Annotated in this window: 20 protein-coding genes; 18 read left to right on the forward strand and 2 right to left on the reverse strand. The window is 46.7% G+C overall.

Going from position 1 to position 21,524, the window contains the following annotated elements:
- The first annotated feature begins 21 nt into the window (after positions 1 to 21).
- From JHJ32_RS13000 to JHJ32_RS13030, 7 genes are all read left to right on the forward strand, one after another.
- Positions 22 to 366, forward strand: coding sequence for a hypothetical protein (locus JHJ32_RS13000; RefSeq protein WP_079717544.1), 345 nt, complete (start codon positions 22 to 24; stop codon positions 364 to 366).
- 47 nt (positions 367 to 413) lie between these two features.
- Positions 414 to 1,073: a heme exporter protein CcmB gene (locus tag JHJ32_RS13005; protein ID WP_079717543.1), complete on the forward strand. Its 660-nt coding sequence runs from the start codon at positions 414 to 416 to the stop codon at positions 1,071 to 1,073.
- A 32-nt stretch (positions 1,074 to 1,105) separates the two neighbouring features.
- Positions 1,106 to 1,774 carry a cytochrome c biogenesis protein gene (gene ccsA / locus JHJ32_RS13010; RefSeq protein WP_079717542.1) on the forward strand — a complete coding sequence of 223 codons (669 nt, stop codon included), beginning with the start codon at positions 1,106 to 1,108 and terminating at the stop codon, positions 1,772 to 1,774.
- Positions 1,775 to 1,842: 68 nt separating this feature from the next.
- Positions 1,843 to 2,061 (forward strand): CcmD family protein, encoded by a 219-nt coding sequence (locus JHJ32_RS13015; RefSeq protein ID WP_079717541.1) that lies wholly within the window; start codon positions 1,843 to 1,845, stop codon positions 2,059 to 2,061.
- Between the two features lie 68 nt (positions 2,062 to 2,129).
- Positions 2,130 to 3,566, forward strand: a complete 1,437-nt coding sequence (locus JHJ32_RS13020) for a Glu/Leu/Phe/Val dehydrogenase (RefSeq protein ID WP_176146212.1) — start codon at positions 2,130 to 2,132, stop codon at positions 3,564 to 3,566.
- A 262-nt stretch (positions 3,567 to 3,828) separates the two neighbouring features.
- Complete coding sequence (locus JHJ32_RS13025; RefSeq protein ID WP_200121230.1) at positions 3,829 to 6,507, forward strand: PAS domain S-box protein; 2,679 nt, start codon at positions 3,829 to 3,831, stop codon at positions 6,505 to 6,507.
- A 15-nt stretch (positions 6,508 to 6,522) separates the two neighbouring features.
- Positions 6,523 to 6,927, forward strand: a complete 405-nt coding sequence (locus JHJ32_RS13030) for a response regulator (RefSeq protein WP_079717539.1) — start codon at positions 6,523 to 6,525, stop codon at positions 6,925 to 6,927.
- Positions 6,928 to 6,945: 18 nt separating this feature from the next.
- Here JHJ32_RS13030 and JHJ32_RS13035 read toward each other — a convergent pair whose 3' ends face one another.
- On the reverse strand, positions 6,946 to 9,894 hold the full coding sequence (locus JHJ32_RS13035; RefSeq protein ID WP_200121231.1) for an FAD-binding and (Fe-S)-binding domain-containing protein: 2,949 nt from the start codon (positions 9,892 to 9,894) through the stop codon (positions 6,946 to 6,948).
- A 174-nt stretch (positions 9,895 to 10,068) separates the two neighbouring features.
- On the opposite strand from JHJ32_RS13035, the gene JHJ32_RS13040 reads away from it, so the two are divergent.
- The 5 genes from JHJ32_RS13040 to JHJ32_RS13060 all read left to right on the forward strand — a co-directional run bounded on the left by JHJ32_RS13040 (position 10,069) and on the right by JHJ32_RS13060 (position 14,936).
- Entirely contained in the window at positions 10,069 to 11,100 is a 1,032-nt protein-coding gene (locus JHJ32_RS13040) for a phosphotriesterase (RefSeq protein WP_200121232.1), read from the forward strand.
- A 197-nt stretch (positions 11,101 to 11,297) separates the two neighbouring features.
- Positions 11,298 to 12,503 (forward strand): serine hydrolase, encoded by a 1,206-nt coding sequence (locus JHJ32_RS13045; protein ID WP_200121233.1) that lies wholly within the window; start codon positions 11,298 to 11,300, stop codon positions 12,501 to 12,503.
- A gap of 81 nt (positions 12,504 to 12,584) precedes the next feature.
- A complete protein-coding gene (locus JHJ32_RS13050; protein WP_200121234.1) occupies positions 12,585 to 12,914 on the forward strand; it encodes a hypothetical protein in 330 nt (109 codons plus the stop codon).
- Positions 12,915 to 13,188: 274 nt separating this feature from the next.
- A complete protein-coding gene (locus tag JHJ32_RS13055; RefSeq protein WP_200121235.1) occupies positions 13,189 to 14,424 on the forward strand; it encodes a DEAD/DEAH box helicase in 1,236 nt (411 codons plus the stop codon).
- Between the two features lie 50 nt (positions 14,425 to 14,474).
- On the forward strand, positions 14,475 to 14,936 hold the full coding sequence (locus JHJ32_RS13060; RefSeq protein ID WP_200121236.1) for an NUDIX domain-containing protein: 462 nt from the start codon (positions 14,475 to 14,477) through the stop codon (positions 14,934 to 14,936).
- Between the two features lie 2 nt (positions 14,937 to 14,938).
- On the opposite strand, the gene dinB is transcribed toward JHJ32_RS13060, so the two are convergent.
- Positions 14,939 to 16,069 (reverse strand): DNA polymerase IV, encoded by a 1,131-nt coding sequence (gene dinB, locus JHJ32_RS13065; protein WP_200121237.1) that lies wholly within the window; start codon positions 16,067 to 16,069, stop codon positions 14,939 to 14,941.
- 110 nt (positions 16,070 to 16,179) lie between these two features.
- Between dinB and JHJ32_RS13070 the strand changes: the two genes are divergently transcribed.
- From JHJ32_RS13070 to lptC, 6 genes are all read left to right on the forward strand, one after another.
- Complete coding sequence (locus JHJ32_RS13070) at positions 16,180 to 16,452, forward strand: DUF4342 domain-containing protein (RefSeq protein ID WP_079717533.1); 273 nt, start codon at positions 16,180 to 16,182, stop codon at positions 16,450 to 16,452.
- Between the two features lie 217 nt (positions 16,453 to 16,669).
- A complete protein-coding gene (locus JHJ32_RS13075) occupies positions 16,670 to 17,530 on the forward strand; it encodes a UDP-2,3-diacylglucosamine diphosphatase (protein WP_200121238.1) in 861 nt (286 codons plus the stop codon).
- A gap of 201 nt (positions 17,531 to 17,731) precedes the next feature.
- Positions 17,732 to 18,607: a DUF6427 family protein gene (locus JHJ32_RS13080; protein WP_233632643.1), complete on the forward strand. Its 876-nt coding sequence runs from the start codon at positions 17,732 to 17,734 to the stop codon at positions 18,605 to 18,607.
- A 203-nt stretch (positions 18,608 to 18,810) separates the two neighbouring features.
- Positions 18,811 to 19,503 carry a phosphoribosylformylglycinamidine synthase subunit PurQ gene (gene purQ / locus JHJ32_RS13085; protein ID WP_079717530.1) on the forward strand — a complete coding sequence of 231 codons (693 nt, stop codon included), beginning with the start codon at positions 18,811 to 18,813 and terminating at the stop codon, positions 19,501 to 19,503.
- 12 nt (positions 19,504 to 19,515) lie between these two features.
- Positions 19,516 to 20,847, forward strand: coding sequence for a hypothetical protein (locus JHJ32_RS13090; RefSeq protein WP_233632644.1), 1,332 nt, complete (start codon positions 19,516 to 19,518; stop codon positions 20,845 to 20,847).
- Positions 20,848 to 20,871: 24 nt separating this feature from the next.
- The gene (lptC, locus tag JHJ32_RS13095) at positions 20,872 to 21,459 is read left to right on the forward strand and encodes an LPS export ABC transporter periplasmic protein LptC (RefSeq protein ID WP_079717528.1); all 588 of its coding nucleotides are present in this window, start codon (positions 20,872 to 20,874) and stop codon (positions 21,457 to 21,459) included.
- Positions 21,460 to 21,524 lie beyond the last annotated feature (65 nt).

The following is a 21,524-nucleotide window of genomic DNA, read 5'->3' on the forward strand; positions in this document are numbered from 1 at the left end:
CGATAATAAAAGGACAACAAGATGAACACGAAAAACAGTATTGCTACGTATGCGTTGGTTGGGCTTGCAGCAGGTACCGTCGCTTGGTTGCTGCTAGGCACGAAGGAAGGCCGCAAACAATTGGATCGTGCAGGAGAAGGAATACGTGAGCTTACCCAATCCATTCGGAAAAGCACGAAAGAAGGCTTAAATAAAGCGTCAAAAATGGCCGATCGGGCTACGCGTGAAATCAACGATTTGGGTGCTCAAGCACGAAGCAAAGGCCAGTCGGCTATCCATAAGGCCGACCAATTGGCCAAGGAAGGTGTAGACAAAGCAGGCGATGCCGTAAAAACCGCTCAACATAAGGTGCAAGAAGAAATATAGTATCCGGTTCACCCGCAAAATACGCCGCGAATTGTATCTTTGCGGGAATGAGTCTGCTCAAAGAGGTCAAAGCCCTCATCCATAAGGATATCGTGTTGGAATGGCGTTCCAAATACGCCCTCAACGGTATTTTGCTTTATGTGGTATCCACGGTTTTTGTTTGCTATCAAGCATTTAAATCCGTGGATCCTACTACGTGGAATGCTCTGTTTTGGATTATTCTTCTGTTTGCTTCCGTCAACGCAATCAACAAAAGCTTCGTTCAAGAGAGTCGCGGCCGCCAATTGTACTACTACACATTAGCCAGCGCCAAAGCCGTAATCCTTTCAAAAATCATTTATAATATTCTGATGATGCTATTGTTGTCAGCGATAGCGTATCTCGTATATGGCATAATTTTCCGGAATCCGCTTGGTGATCCGGCGCTTTATTTGGTCACCGTATTATTGGGAAGCACTGGTTTCGCATGTGTTTTTACTATGGTTTCTGGTATTAGCGCCAAGGCAGGAAATAACAGCACGCTGATGGCGATACTTAGCTTCCCTATCATTATTCCGTTGCTTCTGGTGCTCATTAAAGTCTCTAAAAATGCGATGAATGGGTTGGATCGCAGCGCTAGTTATGATGAACTGGTTGTCCTTGTTGCCATCAACATGATGACAATTGCCATTTCTTTACTGTTATTTCCTTACCTTTGGCGAGATTGATTTGTAAGATCTTTGTTCAATATTAACGTTCGATGAAACACGCCTGGTGGAAGCTCCTTGGAATTCTGTTGCTGCTATATAGTATTATTATGGGCATACTGGGACCGGTACCTGCCCTTCCCATTGTACATGAAACCATCCGCAATGTGTATTTCCATGTCCCCATGTGGTTTGCGATGTTTACCCTCTATTCCATCTCGGTCATCTATAGTATCAAATACCTGTCTACAAGCAATCCGCAGGATGACTTGGTCGCAGTGGAAAGCGTCAATGTAGGTATTGTTTTTTGTATATTCGGACTGCTCAGCGGTATGTTGTGGGCTAATTTTACGTGGGGCGATCCCTGGCCCAATGATCCGAAGCTGAACGGCTCCGCTATTGCTACATTGATGTACCTGGCGTATTTAGTACTTCGCAATGCGTTGGAGGAAGAGCAAAAACGGGCGAAAATATCCGCCGTTTACAACGTGTTTGCTTTTCCTATCATGATTGTATTGATGTATATCCTACCTAAAACCACCGATTCCCTCCACCCTGGCGCCGGCGGGAATTCGGGATTCGGGCAGTTTGATCTTGACGGCTCCATGAAAGCCGTATTATACCCTGCGTCGTTGGGTTGGATACTTATCGGCATATGGTTAATGACCCTGCGCTATCGTATCCGCAGATTGGAATATAAGCATTATGCCGCAGTCGAATAAATGTTGGCATTATGACAATTATAAAACGATTAAACGAGAAAAATTGACAATGTTTATTGCAAAACAATATGAAAAAGATAATTCTTTCTTTGCTATTAGTTATCAATGGGTTAATATGTAGTTTTGCGCAATCGAACACCGGGGTTGAAATGGCCACGGGTTTACGTAGCTCAGGCAAGATTTATGTAGTGGTAGCCGTATTGGTGGTGCTCTTTTTAGGGCTGGCTGTTTACTTGTTTACCATCGACAGGAAACTTTCGCGTTTGGAAAAGCAACAAAAACACTAATGCATTCGCGAGACATCTTTAGGCTGCTTGTTTATTTAAACGTTACCAACTAATAATTAACTATTGTTATGGCTAAGTCAATAGCAAAAACAACGCAGGAACCCCATTTTTTTGACGACGTATCCGCCTTTTTTGATCATGCAGCGCAATTCACCAAGCATCCCCAGGGGTTGCTTAACCAGATCAAAGTGTGCAACAGCATTTATCGTTTTAGTTTCCCGTTCCGGAGAGGCGACACACTGGAAGTAATCAACGCGTGGCGCGTCGAACATTCGCAGCACATGTCGCCTACCAAAGGAGGTATTCGATATAGCGAAATAGTAAATGAAGACGAGGTGATGGCGCTCGCAGCCCTGATGACTTATAAATGTGCCATTGTCAACGTACCGTTTGGAGGCGCCAAAGGCGGAATAGCCATCAATCCCAAAAACTATTCGGTAGCTGAACTCGAAAATATTACCCGGCGATACACGGTTGAATTAATCAAAAAGAATTTTATCGGGCCGGCTATTGACGTGCCAGCGCCGGACTATGGAACCGGAGAGCGGGAAATGAGCTGGATCGCCGACACGTATACAACGATGAATCCGGGACAATTGGATTCGTTTGGCTGCGTGACAGGTAAGCCCCTGTCATTACACGGGATCAATGGCCGCAAAGCAGCTACCGGCAGGGGCGTAGCCATCGCCATACGCGAATGCGTAGACGTGGCTGAAGACATGAAGAAAATCGGCCTCACACCAGGTATCGCCGGCAAAAAAGTAATCGTACAGGGACTAGGTAATGTTGGATACAATACCGCCAAGGTACTAATGGAGTTTGGCGCCATCATCGTAGGGATATGCGAGTACGACGGCGCACTGTTTAATCCGGATGGATTAGACCCGGATGCCATCCTCGAACATCGCAAAAATACCGGCTCCATATTGGGCTACAAAAAGGCTACCCTTGAATTTCCGACATCTGCTGAAGGATTAGAGCAAGCTTGTGATATCTTGGTGCCGGCAGCGCTCGAAAACCAGTTGACTGAGGAAAATATTGGCCGAATTAAAGCCAAGATTATTGCCGAGGGTGCAAACGGCCCCACCACACCCGGCGCTGAAGCCGCATTCGTCAAAGCAGGCGGCATCATTATTCCCGATATGTATTGCAATGCCGGCGGTGTGACTGTGTCTTACTTCGAATGGTTGAAAAATTTGTCCCATGTAGCCTTTGGGCGTATGGATAAACGCTACGAGGAAATGGCAAACCTTAATTTGGTCAATACGGTCGAAGCTATCACGGGCAAATCGCTAACCCCGGCTCAGCGCATGACCATCGTGAAAGGCGCCGATGAATTGGAGCTGGTTAACTCCGGGTTAGAAGACACCATGATCCGTGCTTACCATGAAATCAGGGCCATAAAAAATTCCAATAACGCCATCGATACTTTACGGACCGCGGCCTTTGTAGGCGCAATTGACAAGATTGCCGCCTCTTACCAAAATTTAGGTATCTGGCCATAATACACTTCCGATGTGGACTATCCGAAACACCTCCTTTTTGGATAGTCCTTTTCCTTTTTCCTAGCCTTCTACATCACAACAGCCGCGTGCTGCGGTTTCTCGCCCCCTATTAAACAAGCAGCTATAGCCTGTTACGCAAATTTATTTACAAATGAAAAGTTAGGATTTTAATAAAAAAGACTTTAACTTTATTTCCGTAATCGCATGGTTATTCAATTAAACGGTCTTTCTACTTAAAAATAATGTAATACCAGTTACAGCTATGATAAGCGAAAAGCACTATTCGGCAGTGTTTGAGGCGTTGCCGACACCATGCTTAGTTCTGCTTCCAGACGCACCAGTATTTACTGTCGTCAATGCTAGCGATGCCTACTTAGCGCTGAGTGCTACTACGCGTGAGGAACTGGTTGGTAAAGGTTTTTTTGATATTTTCCCCTGTAACCCGTGCGTGGACAACAAATTATGGAAGGCTACGTTTGACCAGGTACTTACCGAAAAAAAACCAGGTAAACCGACGACTCAAAAATTTGCGTTTCCACTGGCCGGTTCACCTACCAACTTCGATATCAAATACCTTAATGTATCGAACGCCCCCGTGCTGGATGAACAAGGAGAAATCAAGCTTATTATCCGATCGATGACCGACGTAACCGATGCGAAACGTCATGAGCGGCTGTTAGAACAAACCCAACAAATGGCCCAATCGGGTAGTTGGGAAGTCAATATGATGCATAAGACTGTTGCCTTATCACGCCGGCTAAAAACGATTCTACAGGTCGATTCTTCATTTCAACCCGATTTTGAATCCGCCTTATCTTTTTTTGACTCAATAAGTCGCAAAAGCGTTGTAAGGGCGTTTCAAAAAACTAGCCGGCTCGGCACCCCTTTCCGGCTTACCCTTCCGTTCACCACCGCTAAGGGCCAGAAACGTTGGCTGTCTACCGTCGGTAAAGCCGACATGGTAAATGGTGTGTGTGTACGGATTTACGGGACTTCCAAAGATATCACCAAGAAGCGGAATACCGAAGAAGCACTGGTTTCTTCCGATCGGAATTTTCAAAACCTGATTCAAACGATTGACGGAATTGTGTGGGAAGCCAGCGTAGCGCCTTATGAACTGACATTTGTCAGCAAAAAGGCGGAAAGGATGCTGGGTTACACTGCCACAGACTGGTTTTCCGAACCCGATTTCTGGACGAAGCACGTCCACGAATCCGATCGGGAACGCGTGATTAAATACCATCGTCAGCAAACGAAAAAATTGGCGAACCATACCGTCGACTACCGGGCAGTAAAAAAAAATGGAGATATCGTTTGGGTGAAGAATGTCATATCAGTCATCACCAAGTCTGGCCAGCCGAGATGGCTGCGAGGAGTCATGGTCGATATCACCGAAACCAAGCGCCTTGCCGACCTTGACCGTCTCGAAAAAAACATATTGGAACTCATTGCTCGCCGGGATACGCCCATTAAATCGATACTCGCTGAATACCTGCTGGGTATTGAAGCGCTTTTCCAAGGCATTTATTGTTCGCTACACCGCGTACATGACGGGCGATTGCTTCACTTGGCTGCGCCTTCGTTACCGCAAGCGTATTCAGCAGCTATACACAACCGTACAATAGGCAACAATACCGGTTCCTGCGGCACCGCGGTCTATCTCAAAGCGCCGGTCATTGTCAGCGATATTGCTACTGATTCCAAATGGGAAAACATCCGGCATTTGCCCCTTGCCCATGGGTTCAAGGCTTGCTGGTCATATCCGATTATCGATTCGGATGGCCATGTGATGGCCGTCCTCGGTCTTTATTATAAACAGGTAAAGTCCCCGAATGCAGAAGAATCGGCTATCATCGAACGCACTGCGACACTGTTAAAGATGATCCTGGAAAACCGCAGGAACGCCGATCTGGCCCAGGAAGCGTCCGCCATGATTGATCAAGCACAGGAATTGGCGCGTTTTGGCAATTGGCAGTGGGATGCTGAAACCAACAAGGTGCGTTGGTCAAACGTACTGCGCGAGATCTATGGCTTTGCCAACACCAACTGTCGCCCAACCTTCCAAGGATACCTGGCCGTATTGCATGATGATGATAAGAACCGCATTGTAGACATCTTAAAACAAGTACATAAAACCGGTAATGACAGTGTCTTTGAAGAGCGTATCGTACGTCCTGACGGTGATACCCGGTATTTAAGAACATGGGTAAGAAGCATCGTCGATGAAGAGGGCGTGCCTGTCAAAATGATAGGTGCATGCCTTGATGTTACCGGAATGAAGCAGAAAGAGTTAAAACTGAAAGAAATGCACCATCAATTGGAGCAACATCTCCGAGAGGTGGAAGAATCCGAGGCCAAATACAGCAATTTATTCCACCTCAGCCCACAACCCATGTGGGTTTACGATTTGGAAACCCTTCGTTTTTTGGACGTCAACATCGCTGCAGTTAAGCACTATGGCTATAGCCGAGAGGAATTTCTAACCCTATCGATCAATGATATTAAACCTGCCCAAAAGCAATCAAAGCCAAAGGGGAATAACACATTCTCCAAAGAACATGATGAATTATTCAATCAAGATGTCTATATCCACCGCAAAAAAAATGGCGAAATCATTCATGTAGAAGTGCAACGCGCTGTTATTAATTTCCACGGTCGCGCTTCAGCACTTATCTTAGCACAGGACATCACTGAAAAGCTGAATCATATCGAGGCTATCGAAACGCAAAACAGGAAACTACAAGAAATTGCTTGGATGCAGTCGCATGTTGTACGGGCACCGTTGGCACGTATTATGGGACTCGTCGATTTGATTCAAAATTTTCCAGAATCCGGCATCGAAAATGAAGAATTACTAGACTCCATCTCCGGTTCAGCAATTGAGCTGGACGATATTTTAAAAGCAATCACAAACAAAGCTGAACAGATCAATTTCACCTAAAACCAACATTATACAATGGAGCTACATGTCATGGTAATTGATGATGATAAGATGTTTAACACGATGGCCAAGGTTTTGCTCAATAACACGGGCATCGCGAGGGAGCCAGAAATTTGTACAAGTGGTAAGGAAGCACTCATGCGATTAAAACAGCATATTTCTGCAGACAAGCGATTCCTGCTATTCCTTGACATCAATATGCCGGTCATGAGTGGATGGGACGTGCTGGACGCCTTGAGTTTATTGCCTTACCGTAATCAGATACGCGTGGTCATCGTCACATCATCGATTGACAAGGCTGACAAAGAACGAGCAATGACCTATGACCAGCTTGCCGGTTATCTCGTCAAACCGATAAAACGGGAAGATCTCTCCACCTTAAAATTCTCCAGGCACTTGACTCATTTTTTTGCAGACTGATTGCTATTTTTTTACTTTTCAACGTTTCAATGCTTCCCAAAGGATTTCTACGGGGTGATATGCCTTCCTACCTGTACCATCTTTGATTTGATGGCGACAACTGGTTCCCGGCGCAGCGATAATCACTTCGCCAGGCGTATCTCTTACCGCTGGGAGCAACACGAGCTCACCTATTTTCATAGACACGTTATAATGTTCCTTTTCATAACCGAACGAACCGGCCATACCGCAGCAACCAGATGGAATGGTTTCTACTTGGTATCCGCTAGGCAATGAAAGCACCTTTACGGTGGAATCTACCAAATGGAAAGCTTTTTGGTAGCAATGCGCATGCAGCTTAATTATCCGACTCTGGTCGGTAAAATAAGCTGAATCGATATTTCCCGCATTCATTTCTTGAAGGATAAATTCGTCGATGAGCAAGGCATGCTTTGCAAGGCGGGCAGCGTCTGCCACCCATTGTTCATCGACCAACTCCGGATATTCATCGCGAAATGTGAGGATAGCCGACGGCTCAATACCAATCAAAGGGGTGTCCGCCGTGATTACGTCCTTCAGGTACTGGACATTTCGGTTGGCGATAATTTTCGCCTTACGTACCAATCCTTTTGAAAGATACGTTCGTCCACTTTCCGTATGTTTGGCAAGCCGTACCTCATAGCCCAATGCCGTGAGCAAGTGGTATGCCGTTTGCCCGATATGTACATCATTGTAATCCGTGAATTCATCACAAAATAGATACACCTGCTTTTTCCACCTGGCAGGACGGTCACCGGACTGATTGACGCGCAGTTGCCGTTTGATCCACTTGTGTAACCTTACATGCCCCACTTCCGGCAACGATCGCCCTTGGGCGAAGCCAAGTGTTCCTTTAATCAAAGCAGCTAAAAGCTTACTATTTATCATGGCGTTGTAAATCCTGGGGAAATAGGAAGCCAGCCGCTGAGATCTCGTAAAATTGGCGATTACCTGTGCCCTGAACGGCGTGCCATTGGCATCGTAGTAATGCTGAAGAAATTCAGCCTTCATCTTGGCAATATCCACACCAGAAGGGCACTCTGTCTTACACCCCTTACAGCTTAGGCAAAGATCCATTACCTCCTTAATTTCCGGGTGATCAAATCGGTTGGCTTTGGGCGAACCGGTGAGAAATTGCCGCAGCATATTAGCCCGCGCACGGGTAGTGTCTTTTTCTTCTCGGGTGGCCATGTACGAGGGGCACATGGTGCCTCCGGCAATATGGGTTTTACGGCAGTCTCCAGATCCTGAACATTTTTCGGCTAACCGCAGGATACTCTCCTGCCTGCTGAAATCAAATACCGTTTCCACTTTTATCGTAGAAGGATCTTGTTCGTACCGCAGGAACTTGTCCATAGGCGGTGTATCGACAATTTTATGGGCATTGAAGACACCCTGCGGATCAAAAATAGCTTTCACTTGTTTCAATAATCCGTAAACCTCACTGCCCAATACAGCACCGATGAATTCACCGCGCAGCCGTCCATCTCCATGTTCTCCACTAAGCGAGCCGTTGTACTTTTTCACCAATTGAGCCGTCTCAGCAAGTACCGTTCGGAAGGTTTCTCGCCCTTCGGTGGTCTTTAGATTGATAAGCGGTTCTACGTGCAATTCACCGGCGCCGGCATGTGCATAATAGGAAGCTTTGAGGCCATGGCGTTCCAAAATACGCTGCAAATCTGTAATGTACGCTGGCAGATCTTCTGGAGATACCGCGCAATCCTCTATTAGGTTCACAGGTTGGATATCGCCCGGTAGATTACGTATAAGCCCTAAGCCAGCTTTGCGCACATCCCATACCAGGTTGGTCCGATGCCCCGTAATTAGAGGATAAGCATAACCTAAGCCTTTTGCCAACAAATCAGCGCTCAATGCTTCCGCTTTCCGTTGGACTTCAGCCAAGCTATTACCCCGGAATTCGACCATCAGCAGTGCTTCAGGATCACCTTCAATGAAAAATCGGTTATACTGGTACGTGGGATGGCCTTTGGTGAAATCCATGATGTACTTATCTACCAATTCGGAGGCTGCAGGATGATGTTGCAGTGCTATAATGTTGGCATGCAGCGATTCAATAAGCGTATGACAATGGATACACAGTAATCCCACCTCCTTAGGAGGCAATGGCAGGAGGCTAAGCTTGGCTTCGGTGAGGATACCCAGCGTCCCCTCTGACCCGGCAAGCAATTTGCAGAAATTGAACGGTTGCGAAGCGTCAATGAGCATATCCAACGCATACCCTGTATTCCGTCGGGTGAGTGATGGCCTGGGGTAACCTGTTTTGATAGCTCGCTGATTTGCAGGTATGGACAGCAAGTCTATGGTCTGGCGGTAGATCTGCCCTTCACGATTATCCAACACCAGTTTATTGAATAACGCCTGTTCATTCAGCGCTTCAAACACGACTTCCGAGCCATCGTCCAGTAGTACATTGGCTGATAGCAGATGACTGCGTGTATCGCCCCACACAATAGAATGTAAGCCGGAAGAATTGTTACCTATCATTCCTCCCACCATCGCCCTATTGGCAGTAGACGTCTCCGGGCCGAACATCAGGTTATAAGGGCGAAGATAAGCATTAAGGTCATCGCGTACAACGCCGGGTTGTACACGTACCCAACGTTCTTCTGGATTTACCTCTAATACACGATTGAAATACTTAGACATATCCACCACGATACCGTCGCCAACTACTTGCCCAGCCAACGAAGTGCCTGCCGTACGGGGAATGAGCGTAATCCCATGTCTGCGTGCAAACGCGATCAACTCCCGTAAGTCATCGGGATCTTTTGGAATAACGACGGCTAACGGACGTTCTTGGTATACCGAAGCGTCCGTAGAATAGGCTCTTAGTATGGCTTGGTGTTGGGCGCTGCCGTCGTAATAGAGCGGACCATTTAAGATGCCGCTCAATCTGGATAGCCCGTCATATATAGCTGCTGCGTTCATTTTCACGTGCTAAAGATACACATCACCAGTTAATTACGGGGCAACGGAAACGTTATTCCTTATGCCAGCCCCTACCTCATCGATGCTGATACAGCTTTTTCAAGGCAGGCACTTGCAAAAGTTCGCAATTTAATGCATCTTGTATTCGAATACTATCCAAGTTTACAAAAAACCATGATAACGCGAAGAGATTTCATTCGGAATGGGATATGGGTTACGTTGCCTTGTGTAAGTGTGCATGACCGTTTGCAACACTTCTTATCAGCGAGTGATTACCTTATGACGGTCAATGGACCAATATCACGCATGAAGGCTGGTTTTATATTGCCACATGAACATACCTTAGTTGATTTCATCGGTGCCGATCAAGTGAATCCAGCACGCTACGTCGAAGATGAGGTGTACGACACCGTATTGCCCTACCTGAAACAAGCGTATCTCTACGGAGCCCGGACTTTCGTCGACTGTACACCTCAATGGCTGGGCCGAAATGTAAAGTTATTACAACGGCTCTCAGACGCCTGCGGAATGCACATCATTACAAATACAGGATACTATGGTGCCGCCAAAGAGAAATACCTCCCTCCCCATGCCTACACGGAGTCTGCTGAGCAGTTGGCCGCACGATGGACAACTGAATGGAGGGAGGGCATCGGCGAGACGCCGATTAGACCTGGGATTATCAAAACAGGGGTCGACAATTATCCATTATCGGCAACACAGCAAAAGCTAATCCGAGCGGCTGCGCTCGCCCATCTGGAAACTGGATTAACTATATTTGTGCACACCGGAGACGGAAAGGCTGCACTTGAACAGCTAACGATCATCGAAGATATAGGCGTAAAGGCCGATGCCTGGGTATGGACGCATGCACAAAATGAAGCAGACAGGGCCATACACATTCAGGCCGCAAAGGCGGGCGGGTGGATTGCCTTTGACGGCTTATATCCGCAACTGACGGACCGTTACTTGGCGTTTTTGATTGACATGAAAAAGCAACACCTTTTGCATCGGATTTTATTATCACACGATGCCGGCTGGTATCAGGTAGGGACTCCGCGCGGCGGCGCTTTCCGTCCGTATGTTTCCGTGTTCACCGATCTCATTCCTGCCCTGAAAAAAGCACAGTTTACCGACAACGAGCTGACGCTGCTCTTTAAAACCAATCCGGCTAACGCATTAGCGGTAAAAGTCCGAAAAGTCTAGTGAAAAAAACTACGCCAAGTTGAGCATACGGCTGGTCATTTCCTGGGCGATAAGCACCCATATATCGGCAAGTATGAATGGTCTCATCTATGAAACGATTGGCGTCCGTTGGCATTGATAAAGCAAGGGTTGGATGCATCTGTAGCTAACATTTAAATAAAAAAACAAAATCGCCAAAAATCACCTATTTTTAGCCCATGAAAGCACGGATTTCTTGGTTATTATTTCTTTCAGCCGCCTCCATATGCTGCGGGCAGTTGGCTATCGGACAAACAATTTATTTTCCGCCACCGTCTGCATGGCAACGCCAATCTCCCGCGCAGCTTGGGCTGAATGCTGCGGCGATTGACCAAGCGGTCGAGTTTGCTACGGGACACGAGGCAAAGACCGTGCGCGAAGGCTTGTTGGCGCAAATCCACAGCTTTGGCCGGGAACCGTTGAGTGATCCGATTGGACCGTTGAAAGATCGCGGCGGAGCAACCGGACTGATCATTTACAAAGGATATATCGTAGCAGAATGGGGGAATCCGTCGCGCGTGGATATGACGCATAGCGTAACGAAGAGCTTTCTATCTACCGTCGTAGGGCTGGCGGTCGACCGTCATCTGATTGGCAGTACCTTAGACACAATCGCTCACGCTATACCGCCCATAGAAATTTTTGGCCCTGGAGGCAATACACCTCCTGAGTTCATATACCCGTTTGAATCGAAACATAACCGTAAGCTGACGTGGGAGGTCATGCTGAGACAAACAAGCGATTGGGAGGGCACACTATGGGACAAGCCCGATTGGGCAGACAGACCACAAGGCAATATTGATGAGTGGAAAACCCGAGATCGTCACGAGCCTGGTGCGGTATGGAAATACAACGATGTAAGGGTCAATGCACTGGCCCTGGCGGCAACCACCATCTGGCGAAGACCACTCCCCGATGTCTTAAAGGAATACATCATGGATCCGATTGGTGCATCCAATACTTGGCACTGGACAGGATATCACAATTCATGGGTTGTGCTCAATGGGCAGGTTATTCAATCAGTAAGTGGCGGAGGGCACTGGGGAGGCGGCCTATTCATCAATGCATACGACATGGCCAGGTTCGGCTTGCTCACACTACACCATGGCAATTGGAACGGCAAACAACTCATCAGTCAGCAGTGGATCAAGCAGGCATTGACACCAACGGCAGCCAATACAGGCTACGGCTATATGAACTGGTTTTTGAATACGGACAAAAAACTACTTCCTTCTGCCCCTGAAACCTCGTGGGTACACATCGGCAACGGCACCAATATGATCTACTGCGATCCCGAACATGATCTGGTCGTGGTAGCCCGCTGGATTGAAAATAAGGAAATGGATGGCCTGATCCGCAATGTACTCGAAGCATTACAAAAGTAAGCGCCGTGTTTTTTTTCACAACGGCAAACAATTTATCGCTTTCGCTGTCTACGATACAAAGTTAAACTTAAGTGTCAAGATATGAAGGCAAAAACATATGCTTTGCTGGCAATGGTAATGTTGTCATTCACATTCGGCGTACCGGTATCGGCAAAGATAACCGATGAGCATCCGAGCAAGACAATGGATAAGACGGAGGCTGCTACGGCAACAAAACTCGCTGAGATGCGGGCCCGGGTGGCTGAAATCAAAGCCATGGATAAAACAAACCTGAGCAAGGAGGAACGTAAATCCCTTAAAAAAGAGCTTCGTGACATGAACAAAAAGGCGCGTGCACTTGGCTCTGGCGGAGTTTACCTGTCCGTAGGCGCTATCATTCTAATCATTTTGGCGCTCATACTGATCCTTTAAGCCACGCAAGCGCGTGAAAGTATTAGCCGATCCAGCCTGCGTAAAGACGGGCATCTCCATGAGCATCGTCCTCTGAACCAACAAAAAGCATCGTGCACAACAAAAATCCCCGTTCCAGCTATGGACGGGGATTCGCCACAATAAGTTAAGCGTAAACAATTTACTGGTTCGAGTTTGCTACAACGATTGAAAATATGCATCTTTACGCGGTACCGTGTTCGTGATGTGCTGAAAGACTTGGGCGGATTATTAGTTAGTCATAAAACGTTGAAACTTGTCATTTTCGAATTTAAATCTTGCCGAACCACTATTACAGGCGCTGAAGGTTTCAGGCTACCATCTACCTACCCCTATCCAACAACAAGCCATTCCGATCATCCTTAGAAAAATCGACGTACTCGCCTGTGCTCAGACCGGCACTGGCAAAACAGCTGCATTTGCCCTGCCGATTATCCAGCATTTGCTTGAATACGCACCAAACATGCCATCAAATGGGCCAATGGCACTTATTGTCGCCCCCACACGGGAACTAGCCATCCAAATAGACGAAAACATAGCAGCATATACACGCTTCACCCATATCAGTCATACCGTGGTGTTCGGCGGTGTATCGATAAATAACCAAATCAGTGAACTGAAAAAAAAGCCTGAGATGCTTGTGGCCACCCCAGGACGCCTGCTTGACTTGATTGCGCAACAGGAACTTTCGTTGCAAAACGTCGCTTTTTTTGTGCTGGATGAAGCAGACCAGATGCTCGATATGGGCTTTATTAAGGAAGTCAGAAAGATTATCAAACTTATCCCGGCTAACCGCCATACATCGCTATTCTCAGCAACCATGCCCACTGACATCATAAAGCTTGCGAATACGATGCTGAGAAACCCACAACAGATTGCTGTGACGCCGGTCGCCTCAACGGTAGATAAAATCTCACAAGTAGTCTACCCAGTGGAAAAACCGGATAAAGCTAACCTGCTGATTCACTTAATCAAAAAAGAAGCTGCCGATACCAACATACTCGTTTTTTCAAGGACGAAATTTGGAGCCGATAGAATTGCTAAAAAGTTAAAGAAAAACGGCATTTCTGCGGGCGCCATTCATGGCGACAAGAAACAACAAACACGGCAAAACACACTTTCAGCATTCAAAGCCGGAAAAATTCAGGCATTGGTAGCTACCGACATCGCTGCTCGGGGCATCGATATCGAGCGTCTTCAACTGGTGGTTAACTACGATTTGCCTAACGAGCCGGAAACGTATGTGCATCGCATAGGACGGACAGGCCGGGCGGGCGAAAGCGGCCGGGCCTTCTCATTCTGCGCGCCCGAAGAGTTAGAATACCTATCGCAAATTATTCGATTGACGAAACAGCAGATTCCATTGGATGTCGATCATCCCTTTGTGACAGCTACTAAGGCCATACAAGACGAACAACTTGATAAACCAATACCTCTAAAACCGAAGAAAAGAAAAAAACGCAGGCGGCCAAAAACTCATACGCCGGTCTAGCGAGGGCATCGGTAATTTGAGCGGCCCTTACCTTGATGTATGCGACCACAATGGGAAAGCGAAGCGCAGGACTCTTGATCTATCGGTATAAATCGGAATTACAAGTATTTCTGGTCCATCCGGGCGGATCTTTTTTTGCCAAGAAAGACGACGGCGCGTGGACTATACCGAAAGGAGAATACGGAGATGATGAGGAACCGTTTCATGCTGCGGTGCGCGAATTTGAAGAAGAAACAGGCATAGCACCGGCCATAGACAGCCCCGTTCCATTGCCCGCGGTAAAGCAAAAGGGAGGCAAAGTCGTTATGGCTTGGGCAGGACAATATGATATTGACCCGTCGGTAGTGGTAAGCAATACCTTCGCCTTGGAATGGCCACCCAAGTCGGGCAGTATGTGTACATTTCCAGAGATAGATAAAGCTGGGTGGTTTTCACTTGAAGAAGCACGCAAAAAAATCAATACGGCGCAAGTAATATGGCTGGACTATTTACAGGCCCTTCAACAAGCTTAAAATCATAAGTCTGACGGCTGCGCATCATCTGAAGAAGGGGCAGCGAATAGCTTTAACTGGGCATCGATTGTTTTTTCTCTGCGCACACCGTCTTGTTTCTCAAGATTAGACACCCCCACTCCAAGCAGGCGTATTTTCCGCCCCCGTAAATCCACTTTACCGATGATGCGCTTCACGATGTGAAAAAGGCTTCCTTCATCATTCACCGGCTCTTGGAGCGTGTGACTACGTGTCATCAGGCTAAAATCATGGAATTTGAACTTAACCGTAATCGTACGTCCCTTCAACTGCGCGCCTTGTAAGCGGGAGACCAGCTTAACCGTGAGTCGTCCCAATTCAGCCAACATGTCATCGACAGCCGTAAGATCCTGCTGGTAAGTATCCTCCACACTTACCGACTTTGCCTCCCGATGGGGCTGCACTTCTCGATGATCTATTCCCCGAACAATCTGATAATAAAACCGCCCGGGTTTGCCGAAGTAGTGTATCAGCTCGGCTTCAGAAAGTTTCTTGAGGTCAGCCCCTATATTGAACCCCATCGCTTTCATCTTGGCAGCGGTGACCTTGCCCACACCGAAAAATCTTTCCACCGGTAATTCTTCCATAAAGGCCTCTATTTTTGAAGGGCCAATAAACGTAAGGCCATCTGGCTTTTGCATATCTGACGCAATCTTCGCCACAAATTTATTGATAGAAACACCCGCAGATGCGGTCAGTTGCAACTCTTCCCGGATAGCTTGTTTTATCCGTTTAGCGATAACGAGCGCAGATCCTATCCCTTGTTTATCATCGGTGACATCCAAATAAGCTTCATCCAATGACAGCGGTTCGACAATGTCGGTATACCGATGGAAGATTTCACGAATATGCCGGGACGCCGCTTTATATGCATCAAACCGGGGATAAACAAACAGCGCATCCGGACAAAGGCGTTGAGCGACTTTAGAGGGCATAGCTGACCGGACACCATAGCTGCGCGCTTCATAACTTGCGGTAGCTACGACTCCTCCACGCCCTTCTGGCAAACCACCGACAATAAGCGGTTTCCCCCGATATTCGGGGAAATCGCGCTGTTCTACCGAAGCGTAAAACGCATCCATGTCAACGTGAATGATCTTACGTTGCCTCCTCATATTTCGCATGTTGCCGTGTGTAGGCAAGGTAGCAAATTTTATAACACGCGATGGAATTTCCACCCAATTATTTGTTAAATTTGATACGACACTTATATAAATAGCGGGATATGCCATCAAAAGAATCATTTCGGATAAACGGTGAAAATCTGCTTAAGAAGATAAAAGAACTGATTGCGGAAGGAAACATCCGCAAAATTACCATCTCAGACAAAGCAGGAAAGGAGATCATGAGCTTTCCGCTCACCGTGGGGGTAGTAGGCACAATTGTAGCCCCCCTCTTCGCAGCAATAGGTGCGCTCGCCGCATTGATTGGCGAATGCTCAATTACCGTAGAACGGGAAGACGCTACGGGCGATGATAGCAACAACCAAGCGCCTTAGCGTCCGGTGGGATTGAATTTATTGAAAATCAATCAGAAAATTAATCCGTCACTAACATTCAGGTAATGTCGGCACCTTTACTTTGCAGGTAATATGGCATACCTGTTGGAAATAACGATTTGCGCCACCATCCTTTGCTTAGGCGGATTGTTGTATTTATTTGCCAAGTACATCGATGTACGGTTTGAAGACAGGGAAGATTGTTAATACACTACGTATGAATAAACGGGATGTAGACCTTGTCATCTTGTCTGATGTACACCTCGGCACTTATGGCTGCCACGCCAAGGAACTCTTGCGCTACCTCAAAAGCATTAAACCAAAGCAGCTGCTACTCAACGGCGACATTATCGATGTCTGGCAATTCAGCAAACGCTATTGGCCCGAGTCACACATGAAGGTCGTTCGGAAAATTCTTAAATTTGTAGCCGAAGGAGTGCCGGTAACCTACCTGACAGGTAATCACGACGAGATGCTCCGCAAATTTACGGACTTCCAGTTAGGTTCGCTCACGTTGACCAACAAGCTCTCGCTACCTATCGGCAAAAAACGAGCTTGGATCTTCCATGGCGACATCTTCGATGTAACCATGCAACATTCCAAATGGCTCGCACGCTTAGGAGCCATCGGATATGATAGCCTCATCTTGCTAAACAGTTTCGTCAACTGGATGCTCACCAAACTGGGCAAGGAAAAGATGAGCTTATCTAAGCGGATAAAAAACAGCATAAAAAACGCCGTCAAATTCATCAACGATTTTGAGGTAACGGCCGCCGAACTGGCTATTGAAAAGGGATACGAGTATGTCATTTGCGGCCACATTCACCAGCCTGAAATCCGACAAATCGAAACTGAAAAGGGTACGGTCACTTACCTCAACTCCGGCGACTGGGTAGAAAACCTGACAGCATTGGAATACCATAAAGGCACTTGGCAGATATACCGCTATCACGCTGCGGACTACCCGCTGTCCGACTTGGCTGACCTGGACGCGGACACCTCGGAGAACGACGACCTAAACGGCAAGCTCGACATCAAACGGCTACTCGACCTATTCAAATCTGAACCTGCTGTTTAGGTGCAGAAATTGGCGCGGCCGACTATTTATCCAATGTCAGCATCAAATATCCAATCCGTCTTCTTATTATTGTAGCGTGGAAGTGGCGCTTGCAATATGATTAATCAGTTTCGGAAATATACGCCTTTAAATATATTTTTATTGTCGGTTGTAGGGCTCGTCCTATGCCTGGGCGTGTTTACGCACTTACCTGAGAACTTAATGCCTGTATTCTTTGAGCCGGCAATAAGTAATTTCACCGGCAAACTGTCTGCCGAAAACATCTCACCCCAAGCGAATGTTATCATTACGTTAGTGCTTACTATTGCACAGGCCCTGTTCATCAATAAGGTGGTGAACCACTTCAATTTGGTAGGTCGGCCTAGTTTTTTGGCAGCATTGATGTTTATGACACTTGCCAGCCTGATATTACCCTTTTTAGTACTGTCTCCCATTTTAATTTGCAACTTTCTCAGCATTTGGATGCTTGACAAACTACTCAGTATTTATCGGCGTACCGAAATAAAGCCTTTGATGTTTGATTTGGGTATGATTGTGGCGCTGGGTAGTTTGGTTTATTTTCCGTTCATCATCATGTTGTTATTGCTCTGGTGCAGTCTAATCATTTTCCGCCCATTCAATTGGCGCGAGTGGTTAGCACCTCCCATTGGTTTTGCTACCGTATATTTCCTATTGGGGGTGGTGTATCTGTGGTTTGACCGGATGGACGCATTCTACGAAATCTGGCTTCCATTAACTTATGCTTTTCCCACTTCTATACACATAGACATTTACGACTACTTAGTGCTGCTTCCCGTAGTAATCATCATGATATTATTTATTCTTTCCTTGCGACAGAATCTCTTCAAAAGCGTTGTACATATACGCAAGTCCTTCCAGCTATTATTCTGCATGTTTATCCTGTCCATTATTTCTTTTTACCTCAATGCAGATCTAGCAGCAAACCACTTCCTACTCGCTGTACCGCCAATAGCCATATACATGACCTATTATTTTAATTATGCAGCCACGCGATGGTTTTATGAAAGCGTATTTGCACTGTTATTGCTGACTATTATTTATTTTCAGTTTTTCTGACCTGTTTACATCCAATCTAACCAATTTACAAACAGGGTTTTAACCTTTTTTAACAAAAAGGATGTCCCGTGACAACTAAAAATTAGATAGCTTTGCATACTTTTTCAGCGGATAGGCCACCCTGTGGACGCAGGTTTGACCAACAGACAGTATATTACTTAGTTACCGCATTATTTATAGATTGTATCATTTAACATATTCACATGAAGTTCGGTGTGGTTATATTTCCGGGTTCTAACTGCGATGAGGATATCATTTACGTTTTAGAACACATAATGGGGCAAGAGGTGGTGCGCCTGTGGCACAAAGACCATGATTTGCAGGGGGCCGAATTTATTGTATTGCCGGGTGGATTTTCCTACGGGGATTATCTCCGTTCAGGGGCGATAGCGCGTTTTTCTCCAATTATGCAGGAAATCATCGCCTATGCCAACAAAGGTGGTTATCTGTTAGGTATTTGCAATGGCTTCCAGATCCTCGCCGAGGCCGGGCTGGTTCCCGGTGCACTGCTGCACAACAAACAACGGAAGTTTATCTGCGAGAATGTTTACCTGAAGGCGCAAACATCAAATTCCCTAATTACGGCACAATTGGATCTTGACCGAGCCTATAAAATTCCCGTCGCTCATGGTGAGGGCAATTATTTCGTTGACACCGACACCTTGAAGTCGTTAAACGACAACGATCAGGTATTGTTCCGTTATTGTGATGCTGCCGGCAATATCACTGAGGCGGCGAACCCCAATGGTTCTATAGCCAACATAGCGGGCGTGTGCAACCGGGCACGTAATGTATTCGGTATGATGCCACATCCGGAGCGCGCCGCAGATTGCGTATTGGGAAATGAGGACGGATTAGGCATTTTTGAATCTATCCTTCATACTGCACTATCGTAACTAAGTTTATTTATGCAGCACCGCATCCCGAAGCACTCTCATCGTACCATGCATCATATTCTGAAAGTTGTTATTCTCTCCGTTTTTTTCCTGACCTCTACCTTGGTGTATGCGCAGCGCTCAACCACCAGTTCGCCGTATTCTCGATTTGGATTGGGAGAAATTCGCGGTGACCTTTTGCCACAGACCCGTGCCATGGGCGGTATCGCTACTGGCGTCCGCTACCAAAGCGGTTATGGAAATATCAACGTCGCCAATCCTGCCGCGTATTCTGCCCTTCAATTTACTACTGTAGACGTAGGCGTCTTTGGCAATATTACGCAATTAAGCAGGAACCAACGCGCTGAGAACTCTTACAATTTTTCACTAAGCCACATTAATTTCGGTATCCCACTGGGCCGTCCGGGTGGTCTGAGCTTCGGTATCATGCCGTTTTCCGACGTTGGCTTTAGCTATGCAATCCCTGGTGCAATTGACACCACGGCCATCCGTACCGTATATGCCGGAGCAGGTGGCACGACAAAAGCCTACTTGGGGTATGGCATCGCTATCAACAACAATTTCAGTGTCGGTGCAAATGTCTCTTATATCTTCGGCACATTGGAAAGTATCAATTCGGTCGAATTCCCCAACGACATAGGCGCTTTACATGTACGACAAGACAGTACGCAATATGTAAATGGCTTCAGTTTTGACTATGGCGCCCAGTACTTCCAACTCTTGGGCAATAACGTAAGCCTTACTGTCGGGTACGCTGGTACGGCTGGCACGCCGCTGAACACCCAAGCCTCACGCGTGATCACGCGTACGCCTACGAGCGTTGAAGATGACTTTGAAAACCTGCCCTTAGACTCCATTCATACGTATGAAGGCCAAAAGCAGCGGATCACCATGCCAATGAAACATAGCGTTGGATTCAGCATCGCTAAAGGCAATAAGTGGATGGTGGGAGGAGATGTCAATTACGCAAAATGGAGCAGCTACCGTATCGGTGATCATAATCCAGCGCTCTCCGATAGCTATGGCTTCGCTGTTGGCGGCCAAATTACTCCTGACATCACGTCTGTGAGCTACTTCAATGTCATCGACTACCGGCTGGGGTTTAAATATAATAAGTCATACATCAACATTGAAAACCAAGATATCAAGCAGATGGCACTGACCGTAGGTTTTGGCTTTCCTTTGCCATCGCTGTTTGGAGGTGCATTTTACAAAATCAACTTTTCTTCTGAGCTGGGTCAGCGAGGTACACTCTCGAACAATCTTGTGCGCGAACGCTATATCAATTTTAATTTAGGATTTACCCTGAATGAGCGTTGGTTTCAACGCAGGCGTTATGACTAATACAAATTCTCATGATGGCAGATCATGAACGTGTTGAGTAATAATATTTTACATGTTGCAGCTGCCACGCTTACCGTGGCGGCGGTATTGACTTCATGCGAAACGGACCTGAAAGAGGTTGATCGTATCGCGGCGATTCAAGCCGAGGAACCGGTGGATATATCACAGGGCGTAACCGTCGTCTATAGTGATTCGGCTAAAGTCAAAGCAAGGATGACCGCCCCGGAAATGCGACACTACAATGTAAAAGAGCCGTATTACGAATTCCAAAAAGGCGTAACCATCATTTTCTTTGACGACATCGGCAAAGAAACCCAGCGTATTACGTCGGACTATGCCATCCAAAAAGAGGTGCAAGAACTCACCGAGTTCAGGGGTAATGTCGTGATTACGCGGGCAGACGGGTCAATCATTAAAACAGAGGAACTCATCTACGACCAGAAAGCAAATATATTTTACAACCACGTATCCATTGAAGCGTATTTCAAGGACGGGCGCGGAAACTTCATGGGTTCTTCTTTTCAATCAGACGGCAATTTTGAAAACATCGAGGTACAGAACTCAACGGGATTGTACATATTTGAGGAAGGGCAGGGTCCAACATTTCGGTAACGACCAGTGCTCCAAATCCCTTAACAGCTGCGAATGAGATGATTTATTGAAGTTTTTATTCTTTT

Origin of the sequence: Parapedobacter sp. ISTM3 (genome assembly GCF_016533505.1) — a bacterium.
Classification (GTDB): Bacteria; Bacteroidota; Bacteroidia; order Sphingobacteriales; family Sphingobacteriaceae; genus Parapedobacter; species Parapedobacter luteus.

Coding starts and splice junctions, on each gene's coding strand:
- JHJ32_RS13040 (WP_200121232.1), top strand. CDS start 10,069: ATGATAACGCGAAGAGATTTCATTCGGAATGGGATATGGGTTACGTTG.
- JHJ32_RS13075 (WP_200121238.1), top strand. CDS start 16,670: ATGAATAAACGGGATGTAGACCTTGTCATCTTGTCTGATGTACACCTC.
- purQ (WP_079717530.1), top strand. CDS start 18,811: ATGAAGTTCGGTGTGGTTATATTTCCGGGTTCTAACTGCGATGAGGAT.
- JHJ32_RS13020 (WP_176146212.1), top strand. CDS start 2,130: ATGGCTAAGTCAATAGCAAAAACAACGCAGGAACCCCATTTTTTTGAC.
- JHJ32_RS13030 (WP_079717539.1), top strand. CDS start 6,523: ATGGAGCTACATGTCATGGTAATTGATGATGATAAGATGTTTAACACG.
- JHJ32_RS13025 (WP_200121230.1), top strand. CDS start 3,829: ATGATAAGCGAAAAGCACTATTCGGCAGTGTTTGAGGCGTTGCCGACA.
- JHJ32_RS13070 (WP_079717533.1), top strand. CDS start 16,180: ATGCCATCAAAAGAATCATTTCGGATAAACGGTGAAAATCTGCTTAAG.
- lptC (WP_079717528.1), top strand. CDS start 20,872: ATGAACGTGTTGAGTAATAATATTTTACATGTTGCAGCTGCCACGCTT.
- JHJ32_RS13035 (WP_200121231.1), bottom strand. CDS start 9,894: ATGAACGCAGCAGCTATATATGACGGGCTATCCAGATTGAGCGGCATC.
- JHJ32_RS13045 (WP_200121233.1), top strand. CDS start 11,298: ATGAAAGCACGGATTTCTTGGTTATTATTTCTTTCAGCCGCCTCCATA.
- JHJ32_RS13015 (WP_079717541.1), top strand. CDS start 1,843: ATGAAAAAGATAATTCTTTCTTTGCTATTAGTTATCAATGGGTTAATA.
- ccsA (WP_079717542.1), top strand. CDS start 1,106: ATGAAACACGCCTGGTGGAAGCTCCTTGGAATTCTGTTGCTGCTATAT.
- JHJ32_RS13050 (WP_200121234.1), top strand. CDS start 12,585: ATGAAGGCAAAAACATATGCTTTGCTGGCAATGGTAATGTTGTCATTC.
- JHJ32_RS13000 (WP_079717544.1), top strand. CDS start 22: ATGAACACGAAAAACAGTATTGCTACGTATGCGTTGGTTGGGCTTGCA.
- dinB (WP_200121237.1), bottom strand. CDS start 16,069: ATGAGGAGGCAACGTAAGATCATTCACGTTGACATGGATGCGTTTTAC.
- JHJ32_RS13060 (WP_200121236.1), top strand. CDS start 14,475: ATGGGAAAGCGAAGCGCAGGACTCTTGATCTATCGGTATAAATCGGAA.
- JHJ32_RS13080 (WP_233632643.1), top strand. CDS start 17,732: ATGCCTGTATTCTTTGAGCCGGCAATAAGTAATTTCACCGGCAAACTG.
- JHJ32_RS13005 (WP_079717543.1), top strand. CDS start 414: ATGAGTCTGCTCAAAGAGGTCAAAGCCCTCATCCATAAGGATATCGTG.
- JHJ32_RS13090 (WP_233632644.1), top strand. CDS start 19,516: ATGCAGCACCGCATCCCGAAGCACTCTCATCGTACCATGCATCATATT.